The following is an 18,473-nucleotide window of genomic DNA, read 5'->3' as shown; positions in this document are numbered from 1 at the left end:
CGTGCTTCACATGCATTTGAAGTCAATCAATGGGCTGTATACCGTCGAGACCAGAGCGCCGAACAGAACGAACAGTTCGCCCGACCAGCCTCATCACCTCTTATTCACAGGGGAGTTCACCATGTCCGCAACGCTTCCGACCACTGACGTCGCCACCTTGGACACCGACCTGCTCGCTCGGACCGCGATCGCCGTGCGCGCGGCCGGGTCAGCGCTGCGCGAGCGCTTCGGCGACGTGGTCCGCTACCGGACCCGCGACGACCTGATGCGCGCGCTCGCCGCCAACGACGACACCGCCCTGGCCATCCTGCGCCCGGCCCTCACCCTCCTGCGCCCGCAGGCCGGGTGGGTGGAGGACGAGCTGGACGGCGGGGCGCTGCCGCCCGGCGAATGGTGGGTCGTTGATCCGGCCGAAGGCAACGTCAACCACCTGCACGCGCTGCCGGAGTGGGCGGTCACCGCCACCCTCGTGCGCGACAACCAGCCGGTCCTCACCGTGGTCCACCTGCCGCTGACCGGCGAGACCTACACCGCGCTCACCGGCGCGGGCGCCCACCTCGACGGCCGGCCGCTGCACGTCTCCCCGACCGCGGACCTCGGCCTGGGCATCGTGGCCACCAGCCAGGCCCGGCCGGACGAGGACGAGAAGGTCGTGCGGCGCGTCGGGTCCTCGATCACCGCGATGCTCGTCGACGCGCTCGTCGTGCGCACCGCCGTGCCCGCGACGCTGCACCTGGTGAACGTGGCCGCCGGCCGGATCGACGCCTTCTGGCAGTTCGCCGGCGCCCGCGCGGACCTGCTGCCCGGGGCGCTGCTCGTCACCGAGGCCGGCGGACAGATCTCCGACGCCCAGGGCCGCCCCTGGACCCCGCAGAGCGACAGCCTCCTGGCCGCCGCGCCCGGCATCCACGCCCAGGCCGTCGCCACGCTCTCCCGCTGACCGGACAGCACAACCCGCACCCACGAAAAGGATCACACCGTCATGACCACGATCGCAGTTCTCGGAAACGGCCGCGTCGGCGGCAACCTGGCCACAGCCCTCACCCGGGCCGGGCATCAGGTGACCGTGGCGGACCGCACGCCGGGCGCCGCCGGCGACGCGGCCCGGACAGCCGAGGTCGTCATCAACGCCACGCCGGGCGCCGGCTCGCTGGACCGGCTCGCCGCCCTGCGCGCCGAACTGCAGGGCAAGATCCTCGTCGACGTCTCGAACGCGACCACCGACGGACCGGACGGACTGCCCGCCGACCTGCTCTACCCCGGCTCCAGCCTCGCCGAGCAACTCCAGGAGGCGCTGCCGGAAACACGCGTCGTCAAGACACTGAACACCATGCTCTTCCCGGTGATGACCGCACCGGACATCCTCGCCCAGCCACCGACCGCGTTCCTGTCCGGCGAGGACCCGCAGGCCAAGCAGACCGTCCGCGAACTGCTCACCGACCTCGGCTGGCGCACGGAGTGGATCGCCGACCTCGGCGGGATCCAGACCGCCCGCGCCACAGAAGCCGCGATCCTCTTCGTCCCGCACGTCATCCGGTCCAGCGGATTCACACCCTTCGCGATCTCGATCGCCCGCTGACCCGCACCCACCGCACCACCCCCGGTGCCGGCTCGGGTCGCCGCCGCGACACGGAGCCAGGGCCATGCCCTGTGGGGGCTGCTGGCCTACCTGCTCAACGGCACTCCAGGCCTGGCACGCCGTCACCGGTGGCGGTGCCCAGGGCCGGTACGGCCGAGGGATTCGAACCCCTCCCGGGGATCAGGCCGCGACCAGCTCGTGCTCGCGGTCCGGCGTCTTGACCTTGGGCTTCCTGTTCGGCATTGAGAGCCGAAAGACCTTGTGCCACGCGGAGAACACCTGCTTGGGCAGTGGCCCGGTGACGTACTCCAGCTCGTACTTCTCGAAGAGCGCGCGCACCTTCACCGCGACCTCGGCGTACCGGTTGCTCGGCAGGTCCGGGAACAGGTGGTGCTCGATCTGGTGCGACAGGTTGCCGGTCATGAAGTGCATGGCCTTGCTGCCGCTGATGTTCGCCGAGCCCATCATCTGGCGCAGGTACCACTGGCCGCGCGTCTCGCCCTTGATCGACCGGCGCTCGAAGACCTGTACGCCCTCGGGGAAGTGCCCGCACATGATCACCGAGTGGGTCCAGATGTTGCGGACCAGGTTCGCGGTGAACGTCGCGCCGAGCGTGGTGAGGAACGACGGGCCCGACAGCAGCGGGTGGATCACGTAGTCCTTGAGCACCTGCTTGCGGATCTTGCGGCCCACGGCCCTGACCCGCGTGCGGAACTCCGGGTCCTTGCGGCGGCGCTTGTGCAGGTTCTTACCGAGCTCCAGGTCGTACGCTGCGATGCCGTACTCGAAGAAGCAGGCGTTGAGGAAGTTCCACAGCGGCTGGCCGAGGTGGAACGGGTGCCACTTCTGGTCCTCGTCGACGCGCATGATGCCGTAACCGAGGTCGTTGTCCTTGCCGATGACGTTGGTGTACGTGTGGTGCAGCTCGTTGTGCGAGTGCTTCCACTGATCGGACGGCGAGACGTGATCCCACTCCCAGGTGGTGGAGTGGATCTTCGGGTCCCGCATCCAGTCCCACTGCCCGTGCAGGACGTTGTGGCCGATCTCCATGTTGTCCATGATCTTCGCCACGGACAGGCCGGCGGTGCCGAGCAGCCAAGCGGGCGGGAAGATCGAGAACAGCAGCACGCCCCTGCTGGCCAGTTCGAGCTTGCGCTGCGCCGAGATGACCTTGCGGATGTAGGCGGCGTCCTTCTCGCCGCGGTCGGCGAGCACGTCGTCGCGGATCGCGTCGAGCTCGCGGCCGAGCTCCTCGATCTGCTCCGCGGTCAGGTGGGCGGTGGGGTCGATGGCGGTCAAGGCGCTTCTACCGTTCGATGTCGCAGGGGCCCGCCGCGGCGGACACGCAGGTCTGGATGAGGACGCCCGGCTCGGCCTCGGTGATCTCGCCGGTGCGCAGGTCGCGGACGGCGCCCGCCTTGAGCGGCGTGACGCAGCCGAAGCAGATGCCCATGCGGCACCCGGAGGGCATGAGCACGCCGGCCCCCTCGCCGATGTCCAGCAACGGCGTGGCGCCGTCCGCGTCGACGGTCCTGCCGGTGGCGCTGAAGGTGACCTCGCCGCCTTCGCCGGCGACGACGACGCTGGGGCGGAAGCGTTCGGTGTGGAGGCGCTCTCGGACGCCGTGCCCGGTCCAGTGCGCTTCGGCGGCGTCGAGCAGGCCCGCGGGCCCGCAGGCCCAGGTCTCGCGCTCGGCCCAGTCGGGCACGAGTTCGCCGAGACGGGCGATGTCGAGCCTGCCGTCGGCGTCGGTGTGCACTTCGGTGAGACGCAGCTTCTTGTTCGCGACCAGATCGTGCAGTTCCTTGCGGAAGATCACGTCCTGCGGCCGTGGCGCGCAGTGGACCATGACGGCGTCGTCGAACTCGTTGTCGCGCAGCATGCCCATCACGGGAGTGATGCCGCTGCCGGCCGTCAGGTAGAGCACCTTGGCGGGGTTGGCCTGCGGAAGCACGAAGCCACCGGCCGGCTGCTCGAGCTGGACCAGCGTGCCCGGCGTCGCCCTGCGGACCAGGTGGTTGCTGACCTTCCCACCCGGGATCGCCTTCACGGTGACCGTGACGCGGCCGTCCCGGCGGTCTGTCGGCGACGTGATGGAGTAGGCCCGCCACAGGCGCCTGCCATCGACGTCGACCCCGATCCGCAGGTACTGACCGGGCGTGTGGCCGCGCCAGCCCCGTCCGGGCCTGATCACGACGGTCGCTGCGTCACCCGTCTCGGGGTACACGGCCTCGATGCGTCCACGAAGGTCAGCGCCCGCACGCAGCGGGCTGACCAGGTCGAGGTAGTCCGACGGCAGCAGTGGCGTCGTGACCATCTCCAGCAGTTTCCGCGCCCCGCTGCGAAGGGCTGCACTCGTCATGACTCCAGCTTGCTGCGCCCCAGGGCGTAGAGTCCTGACCGCAGGATGTAAATCTGGGCGACTGAATTGTTCGCAGGGAACAAAAACGTGAGCCATGCCATTCGGAGGGCCAGCGAACTGGCCTTGGACGAGACGACGGTCACCGCACTGCGGGCCGGGCTGAAGACCACCGCCGACGAGGTCGTCCAGGCGATCATCGACGAGGTCCCTTCCTACGCCAACGCCCTTTCGGGCCGCATGGGCGGCACCATCCGCCGAGCCGTCCGGACCGCACTGGGGCACTATCTGGACCTCGCGAGCGGGAACGTCACCAGCGGCGACGCCGGTGAGGCGGCCTACGAGCTGGGCCGTGGCGAGGTGCGCGACGGCCGATCGATGGACGCTCTGCTCAGCGCCTACCGCGTCGGCGCCCGCGTGGCCTGGCGCTGCCTGGCAGCGGGTGCCGTGCCCGCAGGTCTGCCCGCCGCCGAGGTCGCCAAGTTCGCCGAGCTGACCTTCGCCTACATCGACGAGCTCTCCGCTGCGAGCGCCGCGGGCCACGCCGACGAACTGGTCGCCCGGGGCAGGGCCCACGAGCGCCACCTGGAACAGCTGGCCCGCGACCTCCTCGCCGGCGCGAGCCCGGACGTGCTGCTGGCCACTGTTCAACGGGCCGGGTGGCAGCCCCCGGTTTCGCTGACCGCGGTCCTGCTGCCCGCCGCCCAGGCCCGGCCTGCCTACCGCGTGCTCGACCCGGGCACTCTCGTCCTGGACGATCTTCCGGACGCCGCCGGTGTGCTGCTCGTCCCCGATGCCGACCGATCGCACCTCCTGCGGCAGCTGGCCGACCGCACCGCCGTGGTCGGCCCGGCCCGGCCATGGACTCGTGCGTCCGCCTCGTACGCACGAGCCGTACGCGCGCGCACCCTCTCCTCCGACATCCGCGACACGGAGGACCACCTGCCCGAGCTGGTGCTGAGCGCCGACGCGGAGGCGTTCGCAGACCTGCGTGCCCGGGCCCTCGCACCGTTGCGGACCTTGCCTGCCGCGACCGCGCGGCGCCTTGAGGAGACGCTGCGGGCGTGGCTGCTGCACCAGGGCAGGCGGGACGAGGTGGCGGCGGCACTGTTCGTCCATCCCCAGACCGTCCGGTACCGGATGGCACAGCTGCGGGAGTTGTTTCCCGATCTCGGGTCGCCGCAACGGGTCCTCGAGCTGACGCTGGCCGTCGGTCTTCGGCCGGACTGACTTCTCGTCGCGGGAGTGTGGGTCGGGTCGGAGCGCGCGGGGGCCCGGGACCGACGAACAAGGTCCGGGCCCGATCGGACCCCAGAGTGCTGGCCGCGCCGTCAGCGGAAAGCCGGCACCGTGGCGGGCAGGCCCATCAGCACCGCGCCCGCAGCGTCGTACATCATCGGACTGAGGAACGCGTGCGACTGTGGCACGAGGGCATCGCCGAGCAGTTCCTGCAGGGGGTGGCCGGTGAAGATCGGCGCGGTGCCGGACAGGCCGACCACCTTCGCGACCACCTCGGCGGAAGTGCGGGCGAGATGGGCCGCGGAGAGTCGCAGGTGGGCGTTGAGGTCGTCCCGCACGGCCGCCCCGTCGGTCACGCTGTCCCACGCCTCCTCCGCGGCCTCGAAGAAGTAGGCGCGCGCGGATCGCAGCATCGCCTCAGCCTCGGCGACGCCCGCGCGGTAGTACGCCCGGTCGGCGAGCCGGGGTGCAGCGGTGATCCCAACCCGCCCGGCACCGGTCTCCTCGGCGAAGTCGAGCGCGGCCCGTGCGACACCGGCGGAGACGACGGACAGGGCCTGGGCCGCGTAGGCGATCGCGGGGTAGCGGTAGACCGGCTCGTCGATGGTCGGCGTGCCGCCCCTGATGAAGGTGCGCCGCTCCAGCACCGGCACCTCGTCGAGGACCAGATCGAAGGAGCCTGTCGCCCTCATGCCGATGACGTCCCAGTCCTCCACGATCGTGACGTCCGCGGGACGCACCACCACCCCCCGCGGTTTGCCGTTTGTCGAGTCGTCGCCGGGGATGCCGACACAGAGCACCTCGGCGGCCTTACAGCCGCTGCCGAACTTCCACCGTCCGCTGACGGAGAAGCCGTCGGTCGTCCGGCGGGCCTCCTGTACGGGATAGAGCGCGCCGGCGAAGACGACGTCCGGGCCGTCAGCGTAGATCTCCTCGAGCGACTCCAGCGGCAGTGACCCGAGGTAGGTGGTCTGGCAGCCGAAGGCGGCAACCCAGCCGGCCGACCCGTCGACCGTGGAGATCCGCTCGACCAGGCGCAGGAAGTCGGCAGGCCGCATCGGGTCGCCACCGAAGCGCAGCGGCGTCGCTGCCCGGTAGACGCCGATCTCCTTCAGCCGGGCGACGAAGTCGGCCGACACGAACCGCTGCTCGTGGAACTCGGCTCGGCGCCGCCGCAGTTCCTCGAGGACGTCGTCGACGGTGGTCCTGGCTTGGGTCATCGGTGAGCTCCCCGGTCGTCGGCAGTTCTTCGACCATAGAAGGTGAGCGGCCGCGACGAGATCGCCACTCCGCGAAAGGGGAGCAGACTCCGGGGCGGCTTGGTCGAGGCCGGCGTGACGGTGAGCCCCGCCCGGCGCCCACTGGGCGCCGGGCCTCAGGCGATGATCACGTGCCCTTTCTTGCGGTCCCTTTGCGCCCTCATCGACCTCGCAGGACACGCGCGGGGGCTGTTGTGGCGCGAGTTGCCCTCATGCCCGCCATCGACCCAGGCGCCTGCACCGGCGCCCAGGACTGCGACAGCGGCTCGGCGTGCCCGGTGGGCGGTGGTCACGTTTGCGCGTGGAGGCGGTAGGTTGCCCGCGCTTCCGCTCGGAAGGTGAGTGTGCCTCGCTCGGCACACCCGTCCAGGCTCAGGCCGAGTGGCTCTCCGCTGTCGCTCACGACGGTGATGCCCTTCGCGTCGCCCGGCAGCAGCACGCGCAGCTCGACCGGGCGTGCGCAGTGCAGCCGGGCCCGCTCCAGCCGGCCGTCGCGCCAGCTCAGGTCGACGGTGACGCCGCCCCGCGCCCGCAGGCCGGTGACGTGGCCCGAGGGCCAGGCGGACGGCAGAGCCGGGAGCAGGCGCAGCACGCCGTTGTGGCTCTGGAGCAGCATCTCGGCGATCGCTGCGGTCGCGCCGAAGTTGGCGTCGATCTGGAAGATCCGCGGCGGGTGGAGCCCGAGGAGGTTGGGCGCGCTGAAGTGCGTCTGCAACCGCCTGACGTGCCGGTGTGCGAGCTCCGCGTCGCCCAGGCGGGCGGCGAGGGCGGTGACCCAGGCGGTGGTCCAGCCGGTCTGGGCGGCGTCGTGGTCGAGGCGGCGCCGCAGCGAGCGGCGGGCCGGGGTGACGAGGTCGGGCGCCGTGACGGGGTCGACGGCGCCGCCGGGGAAGAGGCCGTAGAGGAGGGACAGGTGCCGGTGGCCGGGGTCCTCCTCGGGGAGGTCCTCCCACCACTCCAGCAGGCGCCCGTCCTCCCGGCTGGTCACGGGGGGTCGCAGGCGCGTCCGCGCCTGGTCGCAAGCGGCGGCGAAGTCCGCGTCGACGCCCAGGGTGCGGGCGGCGGTCGCGGTGTTGGCCAGCAGCTCGGTGGCGAGCCAGTAGTCCAGCGTCGTCTGCGCGGAGACGGCGGCGAGGCTCCCGTCCGGGAGGCGGAAGTGGTGCTCCGGTGAGGTCGAGGGGCAGGTGACGAGGTGGCCGTCGCCGTCCGGGGTGAGGAAGTCGAGCAGGAACGTGGCGGCGCCGCGCATCAGCGGGTAGGCGCGTTCGGCGAGGTACGAGGCGTCCCCGCCGAACAGGAACCGCTCCCAGAGGTGGGCGCAGAGCCAGACGCCCGCCATCGGCCAGCTGGCCCAACTCGGGGAGCCCGCGACCGGATTGGTCACCCGCCACACGTCGAGGTTGTGATGGGTCGTCCAGCCGCCGGTGCCGTAGTAGCGGTCGGCGGTGCGCCGGCCCATCTCGGCGGCGTCCGCTATCAGGTCGAACAGCGGCTCGTGGCACGGGGCGAGACCTGTGGTCTCGGCATGCCAGTAGTTCATCTGGAGGTTGATGTTGGTGGTCCAGTTGGCGTTCCAGGGCGGGGCCACCTCGGTGTTCCAGATGCCCTGCAGGTTGGCGGCCTGCGTGCCGGGGCGGGACGAGGCGATCAGCAGGTAGCGGCCGTAGGCGAACTGCAGCGCGGCCAGCCCCGGATCCTCCGCTCCGGCGCGGACGGCCTCCAGCCGCTCGTCCGTCGGCAGCGCGGCCTGGGTGTCCTGGCCGTCTTGGCCGGCTTGGGCGGCTGGAGTGGCCTGGTCGCTCCTGCCGTCGTAGTCGTGGTGCAACGACAGTACCGAGGCGCGGAACAGCGCCCGGTGGTCCGCGACGTGCTCGGCGCGCAGGTCCGCGAAGGGCCGGGCCGCGGCGGCGTCGAGCAGGCGTCCGATCTCCTCCAGCGGGCCCTCGTCCGGCCCGGCCGGGGGCTGGTCGTAGCCGCGGAACCCGGTGGCGACGGCCGTCAGCAGCAGCGCCTCGTCCGCGCCGCGCACGGTGAACGAGCCGTCGGCGGCGGCCTGGACCGCGCCGCCCGTGGTGAGGATCCGCAGCCCTGCCGCGAAGCCCGTGCCCGCGTCGTCGCGGTAGGTGGCCGGGTCCTCCTCGCCGAAGGCGACGTGCGCGGGCGCGCGGCCGGAGACGGTGAGCAGCGGGACGGTGGGAACGGCGGGAACGCGGGTGACGTCGTGGTGCGCGTTCGGGTGCGGGGTGCTGAACCGGGCCGTCAGGTCGAGGCCGCCCGGCTTCGACGCGGTGACCCGGGTGACCAGCACACCTGCCGGAGCGGAGACGAAGGACTCCCGGACGGTCTCCACCGCGCCGAGGCGGTGGCGCACGAGGTGCACGGCCGTGTCCAGGTCCAGCTCGCGGGTGTAGCCGGAGGCGGCGTCGGCGACCGTGCCGTCCCCGAAGGCCAGGTGCAGCGTGGCGACCGGCTGGTAGGCCTCGGTGAAGGGACCCTGCATCTGCTCGGCGAGCTTCTCGGCGCGGGCGTAGTCGCGGTCCTCCAGCACGGCCGCCCGCAGCTCCGCCAGGTGGTGGGCGGCGCCCTCGCGGTCGTTCGGGCCGGGGCCGCCGGACCACAGGGTGTCCGCGTTGAGGTCGATCGTCTCCCCGGCCGGGGCCGCGGCGCCGAGGCCCCCTCCGTGGAGCATCGCGCCGAGGCGGCCGTTGCCCAGGGGCAGGGCTTCGAGGAAGCCGGTCGCCGGTCGGCGGTACCACAGCCGGGGCCGCGCCGCGTCGGTGCCGGCCCTTCGGTGGTCGGGAGGCGGGGTGGGGGCCGACGACAACGACGTTGTCCTCTCGGGGAGTTGGTGGGGCAGGGGGACTCAGCCCGCGTGCGGCGGGACCGGTCCGGTGCTCTCACGGACGATCAGCCGGGGGCGGAGCAGCTGCAACGAGTTGACCGGTGTGCCCGACTTGGTGACCTCGCGCAGGAGCAACTCCACGGCCTGGCGGCCCATTTCGCGCTTGGGGATGGACACGCTGGTGAGGGCGGGCCGGGTGAGCCGGACCTCGGGGTTGTCGTCGTGCCCGACGATCGACAGGTCCTCGGGCACGGACCGGCCGAGCGCACGGGCGGCCTCCAGGGCGCCCAGTGCGAGGGCGTCGTAGGTGGTGAACAGGGCCGTCGGGCGCGGCTCGGCGGTCAGCGCCGCGGTGGCGGCGGCGAATCCGCCGCGCGGGGTGGGCTCGTCGGCCATGAACACGGCGCTGTCCGGGACCTCGATCCCGTCCTCGGCGAACGCGCGGCGCAGGCCGTCGACGCGGATCCGGTGCACCGGGCTGGCCAGGACCGCGACGCGCTCGTGGCCGAGGTCGCGCAGATGGCGACCGGCCAGATAGCCCGCCCGTTCGTAGTCGATGGTGACCACGGGGTAGCTCTCCGGCACGCCCGTCTCCCAGGCGCAGAGCACGACCGGGAAGCGGGCCTCCAGCAGCGGCAGGTGGTCGATCAGGTCCCGGTCCCCGGCCACCAGCAGGCCGTCGACGTTGCGGCTGGTCAGCCCGGCGAACTGGTGCCGGGCGCGCTCGCCGTCCAGGCGGGTGGTGCACAGCAGCAGGTGGTAGCCGTGCTCCTGGAGGACGTCCTCGACCTCCTCCACGATCTCCGCGTAGAAGGCTCCGGAGACCGTCGGCACGAACAGCCCCACCGTCATCGTGGTGCCGGTGGCCAGCGACCGGGCGACCAGGTTCGGGGTGTACCCGAGCTCGTCGATCGCCGCCCGCACACGGGCGGCCGTCGCGGGCCGCACCTGGACGCGACCGCTGATCACGTTGGAGACGGTCTGCTTCGTGACGCCGGCCCGCTCGGCCACGTCCTGCATCGTCACCATGACACTCCCCGTCGCTCCTGCCCGAGTTCTTTGACCGATCAAACGCCGACGCCCAGAAACGTAGGCTCGGGCCCCTGGGCTGTCAAGCAATGGCCGCCTGTTGGTCCGAGGCAAGCCCCAGCTTACGCGGCCTACAGGGCCGATCTGTCGGGTCCGCCCGAAGAAGTCGGATCGAGCTCCCTCTTGTTTTACCGCTCCAAAAGACCCTACTGTTCCGACCCATCCGGAGACCGCGGTGTGCGGACTGACCGGTCACCTGTGGTGTGGGCGCGGTGCGCCCCGGAGGAGGAACCACGTCATGGACAGCAGAAGGACGGCAACGCGCCTGGTCGGTGTGGCGACGGCGGTGGCTCTGGCGTTCGGAGCGAGCGCGTGCGGCAGCAGCGGGGGCTCGTCGGCCGGGGGCACCTCGGCCGGTGGGAGCTTCAGCTACTGGTCGATGTGGCGCGCGGACGAGCCGCAGGCGCAGGTGCTGAAGCAGGCGGCCGCCGACTTCACCGCGCAGACCGGGATCAAGGTGAACATCGACTTCGTCGGCCGCGACATCGCCAAGAAGATGGGCCCCGCGATCGCCGCGAACAAGGCGCCGGACCTGTGGGACGAGTCGAACGACAACGTCTACGGCATCACCGCCGCCGCCGGCCAGGCGCTCGACCTCTCCCCGGTGCTGTCGATGCAGGTACCGGGCGAGAACGTGCCGGTGTCGCAGGTCATCCCGTCGAAGTACTTCGACTCGCTGACCAGGGACCCCTCGGGGGCGAACCACTACACGATCCCCTACGAGGTCGCCACCAACGCCATGTTCTTCAACGCGGCGGACCCGGCGGTCTCCGCCGCGATGCCGAGCGCGCCGGCCGACTGGGCCGGACTGCTCAAGGTCTGCGCGACGCTCAAGGCCAAGGGCAAGGCCTGCATCGCGTCCGAGGGCGAGGACCCCTGGACCAACGAGCTCTACTTCGACTACCTGCTCAGCGGCGCCGGGGTGAACTTCGCCAAGCTCGCCCAGGACAGGTCCGGTGCCTCCTGGGACGACCCGGCCGTCCTCAAGGCGGCGCAGGAGGTGGACCAGCTGGTCTCGGACGGCTACCTCATCCCCGGCTACGACGCGACCAAGTACCCCGCGCAGGAGACCAACTGGGCGAGCGGCAAGGCCGCGTTCTACATGGACGGGAACTACGTGACCTCCGAGGTCGCCAAGGAGATCCCGGCCACCTGGAAGATGTCCGCGATGCTGCCGCCGACCGCGCAGACCCCGGACGTGACCCTCTTCGGCTTCGCCATCCCCAAGCGGGCCCAGAACGCCTCCGCCGCCGAGAAGTTCATCGCGTTCTTCATGCAGAAGAAGGAGATGGGCGGGATCTCCACCGTCGCGGGCAACATCACCCCGCGCGCCGACATCGCGGCCCCGCCGCAGCTGGCCGACGCCCAGAAGCTGCTCGCGGCGCCGACGGTCCGGCCCTACTTCGACGGCGTGGCCGGCGACTGGTCGCCCAAGGTGCTGGACCAGAACTACCTGGACATGTGGCACGGCAAGCTCACGCCCGGGCAGTTCGTGGCCAAGTGCAAGGCCGCGCAGGTCACCTACTGGCAGACGCAGGGCTGACCGTGGCGACCCCGACCACGAGCGCCACCACGGCCACCACCGCTGTGCGGACCCCGCCCCGGACGAGCCGCGTCCGGGGCGGGGCACCCCGCCCGGGCAAGGGCGGCGTCGGTCCGCTGGAACGGCAGCGGCGCCGGACGTTCTGGCCCTTCACCGCGCCCGCGCTGACCGTCTACGCGGTGCTGTTCCTGGCCCCCGTCGGCTTCGCGATGTACACCAGCCTGTTCCGCTGGGACGGCATGTCGCCCATGCAGTGGCGCGGCCTGTCGAACTACGTGCTGCTCTTCGAGAACCCGTACTTCCGCACCGCGATGCTCAACACCCTCGAACTGATGCTGGTGGGCGGCTCGATCACCTTCCTGATCAGCTTCGCGCTGACGCTGGTGCTGCGGGAGATGCGGGCGCGGCTCTTCGCCCGTTCCGTGCTGTTCTTCCCCTCACTGGTCAACGGCATGGTCTTCGGCATCGCGGCGGGCTTCCTGTTCTCCCCGTCCGGGCCGGTCAACCAGGCGCTGGAGTTCCTCGGGGTGACCACGCCGCCCAAGTGGCTCTCCACGGACAACCTGCTGCCGATGATCCTGGGCACCCTGGTGTGGACCGCGACCGGCTACTACACCTCGATCATCATGGCCGCGGTCGACCAGATCCCCGGCTACCTCTACGAGGCCGCGGAGCTCGACGGCGCCAACGCCTTCCAGCGGTTCCGGCACGTCACGCTGCCCTGCGCCTGGGACGTGATCTCGGTGTGCGCGGTGCTGTGGACGGTCAGCTCGGTCAAGATCTTCGAGCTGATCCTGCTCTTCGGTGGCAGCACCAACCGCTTTCCGCCGGTCAACAGTTGGAACACCGCCCTGTTCGTCTACGCCGAGGCCTTCCCGCAGGGCACGGTGCCGAGGCTCGGCACGGCCACCGCCGCGGCGCTGATCAGCCTCGCCATGGTCACCCTCGTCACCGTGCTGCTGCGCAGGCTGATGCGCCGCGATCCGATCGAGTACTGAGAAAGGCACCACCAGTGCGCACCCGACTGCGAACCAGACCGCGAAGCAGACAGCACCAGGCCGGCGCGGCCGTACGGATCGGGACGGCCGTGGTCTGGCTCGTCGTCGTGGCCGATCTGCTGCTGGTCGCGTGGATCTTCGTCACCTCGCTGCGCGGCGGCCCCGACATCCTCCGGCACAACTTCGGCCTGCCGCTGCGCCCCGAGTTCGGCAACTACGGCGTGGCACTCGACCAGGGCGGCTTCGCCCGGGCCGCGCTCAACAGCGTGATGGTCGCCGTCGGTTCGTCGCTCGTCGCGATCGCCCTCGCGGCGCCCTGCGCCTACGCACTGGCCCGGCGCCGGTCGCGCACGTCCTCGGCGCTGACGATGACCTTCGCGATGGGCCTGGGCGTGCCCGGGCAGGTGCTGGTCGTCCCGCTGTTCGTGGGGCTGGCCAAGGTGAACCTGGTCGACGACGACCTCGGCCTCGGCCTGGTCTACGTCGGCCTGGCCATGCCGTTCACCGTCTTCCTGCTCACCGGGTTCTTCAGCTCCGTCCCCGCCGCGCTGGAGGAGGCGGCCGTCCTGGACGGCGCCGGGCCGCTGCGCACCTTCGTCCAGGTGGTGCTGCCCGTCGCCCGAGGCGGCCTGGTCACCGCGTTCCTGCTGCAGTTCATCACCAACTGGAACGAGACCCTCTTCGCGATCGTGCTGACGAACAGCCAGGACAAGGTCACCCTGCCGGTGGCCCTCTCCGAGTTCGTCGCATCGCAGCAGTTCAACGGCATGGACTACGGAACGATGTTCGCCGGAGTCTGCATCATCCTCGCCCCGATGATCGCGCTCTTCTCCTGGATGGGGAGCCGGATCGTCCAGGGCATGACCGTAGGGATCGGCAAATGACCTCCTCACTGCGCAAGGACCTGCTGCGGATCGAGGGGGCCGCCGACCCGGGACCGGGAGTGCTGCCGATTCTGCACGGCATCCCCTCGCTGCCCGTCGACGGCGCCGGCGTCGACGACGAGATGCGCCGCAACCTCGCCTACGGCGCCCCTCACTCGCTGCTGCCCTACACCCGCCAGAGCGACTACGACCGGCTCCGCACCGAGCGTGAACTGCCCACCGTCGTGCTGGAGAACGAGACGCTGACCGCGACGTTCCTGCCCTCGCTCGGCGGCCGTCTGTGGTCGCTGGTGCACCGGCCGACCGGCCGCGAACTGCTGCACCGCAATCCCGTCCTCCAGCCCGCCAACCTCGCCCTGCGGGACGCGTGGCTGGCCGGGGGAGTGGAGTGGAACCTCGGCACCACCGGCCACTGGCCGCTCACCTGCGAACCCCTGCACGCCGCCCGGGTCACCGCCGCCGACGGCACCCCCGTGCTGCGCATGTACGCGTTCGAGCGGCTGCGCCGCGTGGTGCTGCGGATCGACGCCTGGCTGCCCAGCGGCTCGCCCGTGCTCTACGTCCACGTGCGGCTGCACAACCCCGCCGCCCAGGAGACGCCGGTCTACTGGTGGTCCAACATCGCCGTCCCCGAACAGGCGGACACGCGCGTCCTCGGCCCGGCCGACCACGCCTTCTACTCCGACTACGTCAGCGAGCTGCGCCGCATCCCCTTCCCCGACCTGGACGGCGCGGACCGCAGCTACCCGGGACGGGTGGAGCGCGCCGCCGACTTCTTCCTCGACCTGCCCTCCCGGGAACGGCGCTGGATCGCCGCGCTGGACAAGACCGGCGCCGGACTTGTGCAGACCTCCACCGACCGGCTGCGCGGCCGCAAGCTGTTCTGCTGGGGCACGGCCACCGGCGGGAAGCACTGGCAGGAGTGGCTCTCCGGTCCGGAGAGCGGCTACCTGGAGATCCAGGCGGGCCTGGCCCGCACCCAGCTGGAGCACCTGCCCATGCCCGCCGGGGCCACCTGGTCCTGGACCGAGGCCTACGGGATGCTCCAGGCCGATCCCGAGTCCGTGCACGGCAGTTGGACCCAGGCGCGCGGAGCCGCGGCCGACGCCCTGCACCGGCTGGTCACGCCCGAGGAGCTCGACGGCGCACTCGCCTGGGCGGGCGAGCTGGGCGAGGCCGAGGAGATGCTGGCCGAGGGCTCCGGCTGGGCGGCCCTGGAGGTGGAGGCGGGCACCCTCCCGTCCTCGCCGTGGCTGCCCTTCGGCTGCCCGGGCGCCGAACAGCAGCCCTGGCGTGAGCTGCTGACCACCGGTGCGCTGCCGGTCAGCGACCCGCCCGCGGCTCCCGTCACCGGAGCCCACTGGCGGCAGCGGCTGGAGGAGCGGGCTGCGGACTGGCACGCCCGCTACCACCTCGGCCTGCTCCGCCTGGCCGACGGTGACCGGGACGGCGCCCGCGTGGCCTTCGAAGGCTCCCTCGACCAGGAGCGCACCCCCTGGGCGCTGCGGGCGCTCGCCGCCCTCACCCCGGAGGCGGACCAGGCCGCCGACCTGATGGCCGAGGCCCACCGGCTCCGGCCGGAGCTGCTGGAGCTGACGATCGAGGCGCTCCAGGCGCTGCTGCGCGCGGACCGGGCCGCCGGCGCGCTCGCGCTCGTCGAGACGCTGCCGGCCGCGGCCCGCGCCCACGGGCGGATCCGCCTGGCCGAGGCCACCGCCGCCCACTCCCTCGGCGACGACGACCGGGTGCGGCGGCTGCTGGCCGAGGGCATCAGGGTCGACAACATGCGCGAGGGCGAGCTGTCGCTCGACACGCTGTGGCGCGCCGTCCACCCGGGCCTGCCGCTCCCGGCGGCCTACGACTTCCGCATGTCGGAAGCCTGAGACAGGCCCTCCTCGCGCCGCCACCCACGGCACGGGGAGGCGCCGCCCCACCCACGGGCGGGGTGACGGGGCCTGCCGCAGGGGCGGCCCCGACCGAAGAAGAAGGAGTCACTGTGTCAGCTGCTCGCAGGAGAGTGCTCGGCGCGGTCACGGCCCTGGCCATGGCCCTGGCCGGCGCCGGCACTCTCGGAACAGCCCACGCCGCGGCGGATCCCTCCTCCGCCACCTACACCGTCACCGTCGGTTCGACCGGGTCGTTCGGTTTCCCCGACGACACCCCGGCCGGCGTCTACCTCGACAAGGACGGCAGCTTCCACTTCCAGGAGTCGCACTCGCTCTACGGCGCGACGGACGGCCGGTCGTGGAGCTTCTACACCGGAACCGACCTCGGCTCCGCGAGCGCCGACACGGCGCTCGACAACGCGGTCAACCCCGCGAACTCCCAGGACAGCAACGCCAACACCACCTGGCGCTGCAACAACAGCCCCACCGGGCTGACGTCCACCGCCGCCCCGTCGGGGTCGGGCTACGCCCAGAAGAACTACTGCGACCTGGTCGGGGTCTGGGTCGACCCGGACACCGGCGACTGGCACGGCCTGGTCCACAACGAGTTCACCCCGCAGCCCTTCGGCGACGGCCTGCACTACGACGCCATCGACGAGGCGGTCTCCCACGACCAGGGCCACACCTGGACCATCTCCGGCCACGCCATCACCTCGCCCTACAGCACCACCCGGGGTGACACCACCGCCTTCCCCAACCAGACCTACGACTACGGTGACGGCGACCCGCGCCTGTTCGTCGACGCGGCCTCCGGCTACTTCTACGTCTACTACGGCTCCCGGATCGTCCCCAAGGGCGGAGTCGGCGGCAGCAACGGCGGCCTGGCCCACGTCGCACGCGCGCCAATCTCCGGCAAGATGGCGGCCGGGACCTGGCAGAAGTGGTACAACGGCGCCTGGACCCAGCCCGGCGTGGGCGGCCTGGAGAGCAACATGGTCCCGGCCACCACCGCCCAGCCCAGCGGCTACACGCCGACCTCCAAGGACTACAGCCCCGCGAACACCGGCACCGTGGACCAGCAGGTCACGGCGGGAGTGCTGCCGTCCAAGTCGCCGCTGTTCATCATGAACATCGCCTACGACGCCTATCTCGGCCTCTACATCGGCGAACCCGAGGTCGTCTCCGGTACCGCCCCGCAGCAGTTCTACGTCACCGACAACCTGGCCACCCAGAAGTGGTACCTGGCCGGCGACACCGGCGGCTACACCTCCGGCTCCTGGTACCGCTGGTTCCTGGACGGCGCCAACCTCACCAGCTCGACCCTCGTCGGCAGGAGCTTCCGCTCCTACTGCTCGATCTCCTGCCACAGCTCGGACGGCGAGTACGCCGACGTGACCGTGGGCTCCTCGGCCCCGGCCGCGTCGCCGTTCGACCCGACCAGGACCTACCGGATCGCCAGCGGTGACGGGCGGCTCCTCGCGCAGGTCTCCGGCAGCAGCGCGACCACCGCCGAGGCCGCCGCGACCGGCTCGGCCCTGGAGGACTGGACCTTCGTCGCCAACGGTGACGGCTCCTACCAGGTGATCGACGCCGGCAGCGGCCGGCTCCTCGGGGTCGACTCCACCAGCACGGCCAACCGTGCCTGGGGCACCAGGCCGACCGTGACTGCGCCGGGCGCCAACGGGCCGACGGTGGGCCAGCAGTGGTTCGTCCTGCCCGACACCTCCCCTGTCACCGGGGTGGCGGACGGCAGCTACCGCCTGGTCAACCGCTACAGCGGCCTGGTCGTCGGCCTGACCGCCGCGGGCGGCGGCACCGCCGAGACCAGCCCGGCCCGCGCCTGGACCGACACCAGCGGGAGCAGCGTGGGCGGTGGCCGCACCGCCGCCCAGCAGACGCTGACCATGACCGCGGTCGGCTCCGTCTCCGGCACCGTCACCGTGGGAGCGGTCGGCACCCAGAGCTGGACCGTGAGCACCAGCGCCAACCTCCAGGTCTCCGCCTCGTCCTCGACCGGCGCGACGCTCGCCTACGCGGCCACCGGACTCCCGGCGGGCCTGACGATCAGCTCCTCGACCGGTCTGATCACCGGCGCCCCGACCAGCACGGGCAGCGGCAGCGCGGTCGTCACCGTCACGGCGGGAGCGGCCTCCGGGCAGACCTCGTTCTCCTGGACGGTGGGCGCCGGGGCGAGCCTGAACGGCACCCACACGCTGGTCGCGAGCGGCGTGGCGCTGGACGACCCGGGCCGCAGCATGAGCACGGGTACCCAGCTCATCACCTGGACCCCGAGCGGCAGCACCAACCAGCAGTGGCAGTTCACCCAGCAGTCCGACGGTTCCTACCAGATCGTCAGTGCCCAGTCCGGACTGTGCATGGACGACAACGGCGGCTTCACCGCCCCCGGCACCGCCGTCATCCAGTGGACCTGCACCGGCTCGGCCAACCAGCACTGGCAGCTGACCAAGCTCGCAAGCGGCCGGTACACCGTCACCAACGTCCACACCGGCCTGCTGCTCACCACCGCCTCGACCACCCCCGGCGCTCTGGTCACCCAGCAGTCCGACAGCGGCTCCTCGCTCCAGCAGTGGACGCTCTCCTGAGCGGGCGCTGACCCCAGGACCACCCGGTCCGCGGTGACGCCGTGGGGGCGTCACGGACCGGGTGCGCCGTGGGGGGGGCCCCCCCCCCCCGCCCCCCCCCCCCCCCCCCCCGGCCCCCCCCCCCCGGGGGGGGCCCCCCCCCGGGCGGGGTCCAAAACCGACCCACCCGGGCGGCCGGTTACCCCCCGGCCC

13 protein-coding genes are annotated in these 18,473 nt (G+C 71.8%); 8 read left to right on the top strand and 5 right to left on the bottom strand.

All coding sequences use genetic code 11. The annotated features are described in order from the left end of the window. Positions 1-121: 121 nt before the first annotated feature. Together ABH931_RS20380 and ABH931_RS20375 are read left to right on the top strand one after the other, a co-directional pair. The gene (locus ABH931_RS20380; protein ID WP_370115224.1) at positions 122-940 is read left to right on the top strand and encodes an inositol monophosphatase; all 819 of its coding nucleotides are present in this window, start codon (positions 122-124) and stop codon (positions 938-940) included. Between the two features lie 42 nt (positions 941-982). Next, a complete protein-coding gene (locus ABH931_RS20375; RefSeq protein WP_370115222.1) occupies positions 983-1,579 on the top strand; it encodes an NADPH-dependent F420 reductase in 597 nt (198 codons plus the stop codon). A 180-nt stretch (positions 1,580-1,759) separates the two neighbouring features. On the opposite strand, the gene ABH931_RS20370 is transcribed toward ABH931_RS20375, so the two are convergent. Continuing rightward, positions 1,760-2,878, bottom strand: coding sequence for a fatty acid desaturase (locus ABH931_RS20370; protein WP_370115220.1), 1,119 nt, complete (start codon positions 2,876-2,878; stop codon positions 1,760-1,762). A gap of 7 nt (positions 2,879-2,885) precedes the next feature. Continuing rightward, positions 2,886-3,941 (bottom strand): ferredoxin reductase, encoded by a 1,056-nt coding sequence (locus ABH931_RS20365; protein WP_370115218.1) that lies wholly within the window; start codon positions 3,939-3,941, stop codon positions 2,886-2,888. An 87-nt stretch (positions 3,942-4,028) separates the two neighbouring features. On the opposite strand from ABH931_RS20365, the gene ABH931_RS20360 reads away from it, so the two are divergent. Next, positions 4,029-5,168 carry a PucR family transcriptional regulator gene (locus ABH931_RS20360; RefSeq protein ID WP_370115217.1) on the top strand — a complete coding sequence of 380 codons (1,140 nt, stop codon included), beginning with the start codon at positions 4,029-4,031 and terminating at the stop codon, positions 5,166-5,168. Positions 5,169-5,269: 101 nt separating this feature from the next. Here ABH931_RS20360 and ABH931_RS20355 read toward each other — a convergent pair whose 3' ends face one another. The 3 genes from ABH931_RS20355 to ABH931_RS20345 form a co-directional block, all read right to left on the bottom strand. Beyond that, the gene (locus tag ABH931_RS20355; RefSeq protein ID WP_370115215.1) at positions 5,270-6,397 is read right to left on the bottom strand and encodes a flavin-dependent monooxygenase; all 1,128 of its coding nucleotides are present in this window, start codon (positions 6,395-6,397) and stop codon (positions 5,270-5,272) included. Between the two features lie 328 nt (positions 6,398-6,725). Next, complete coding sequence (locus ABH931_RS20350) at positions 6,726-9,260, bottom strand: glycoside hydrolase N-terminal domain-containing protein (protein ID WP_370115213.1); 2,535 nt, start codon at positions 9,258-9,260, stop codon at positions 6,726-6,728. A 39-nt stretch (positions 9,261-9,299) separates the two neighbouring features. Continuing rightward, complete coding sequence (locus ABH931_RS20345) at positions 9,300-10,307, bottom strand: LacI family DNA-binding transcriptional regulator (protein WP_370115211.1); 1,008 nt, start codon at positions 10,305-10,307, stop codon at positions 9,300-9,302. A gap of 298 nt (positions 10,308-10,605) precedes the next feature. Here ABH931_RS20345 and ABH931_RS20340 point away from each other — a divergent pair, with 298 nt between their 5' ends. The 5 genes from ABH931_RS20340 (at position 10,606) to ABH931_RS20320 (ending at position 18,281) form a co-directional block, all read left to right on the top strand. Continuing rightward, on the top strand, positions 10,606-11,910 hold the full coding sequence (locus ABH931_RS20340; protein ID WP_370115209.1) for an ABC transporter substrate-binding protein: 1,305 nt from the start codon (positions 10,606-10,608) through the stop codon (positions 11,908-11,910). 2 nt (positions 11,911-11,912) lie between these two features. After that, complete coding sequence (locus ABH931_RS20335) at positions 11,913-12,908, top strand: carbohydrate ABC transporter permease (protein ID WP_370115207.1); 996 nt, start codon at positions 11,913-11,915, stop codon at positions 12,906-12,908. Between the two features lie 89 nt (positions 12,909-12,997). After that, entirely contained in the window at positions 12,998-13,792 is a 795-nt protein-coding gene (locus tag ABH931_RS20330) for a carbohydrate ABC transporter permease (protein WP_370115205.1), read from the top strand. Further along, complete coding sequence (locus ABH931_RS20325; protein WP_370115203.1) at positions 13,789-15,675, top strand: DUF5107 domain-containing protein; 1,887 nt, start codon at positions 13,789-13,791, stop codon at positions 15,673-15,675. The genes ABH931_RS20330 and ABH931_RS20325 overlap by 4 nt, the downstream gene beginning before the upstream one ends. A 113-nt stretch (positions 15,676-15,788) precedes the next feature. Then, a complete protein-coding gene (locus ABH931_RS20320) occupies positions 15,789-18,281 on the top strand; it encodes an RICIN domain-containing protein (RefSeq protein ID WP_370115201.1) in 2,493 nt (830 codons plus the stop codon). Positions 18,282-18,473: the final 192 nt, after the last annotated feature.

Origin of the sequence: Streptacidiphilus sp. MAP12-33, assembly GCF_041261265.1 — a bacterium.
Classification (GTDB): Bacteria; Actinomycetota; Actinomycetes; order Streptomycetales; family Streptomycetaceae; genus Streptacidiphilus.
The sequence above is the reverse complement of the archived record's forward strand: the minus strand, read 5'-3'. Positions and strand labels throughout refer to the sequence as shown.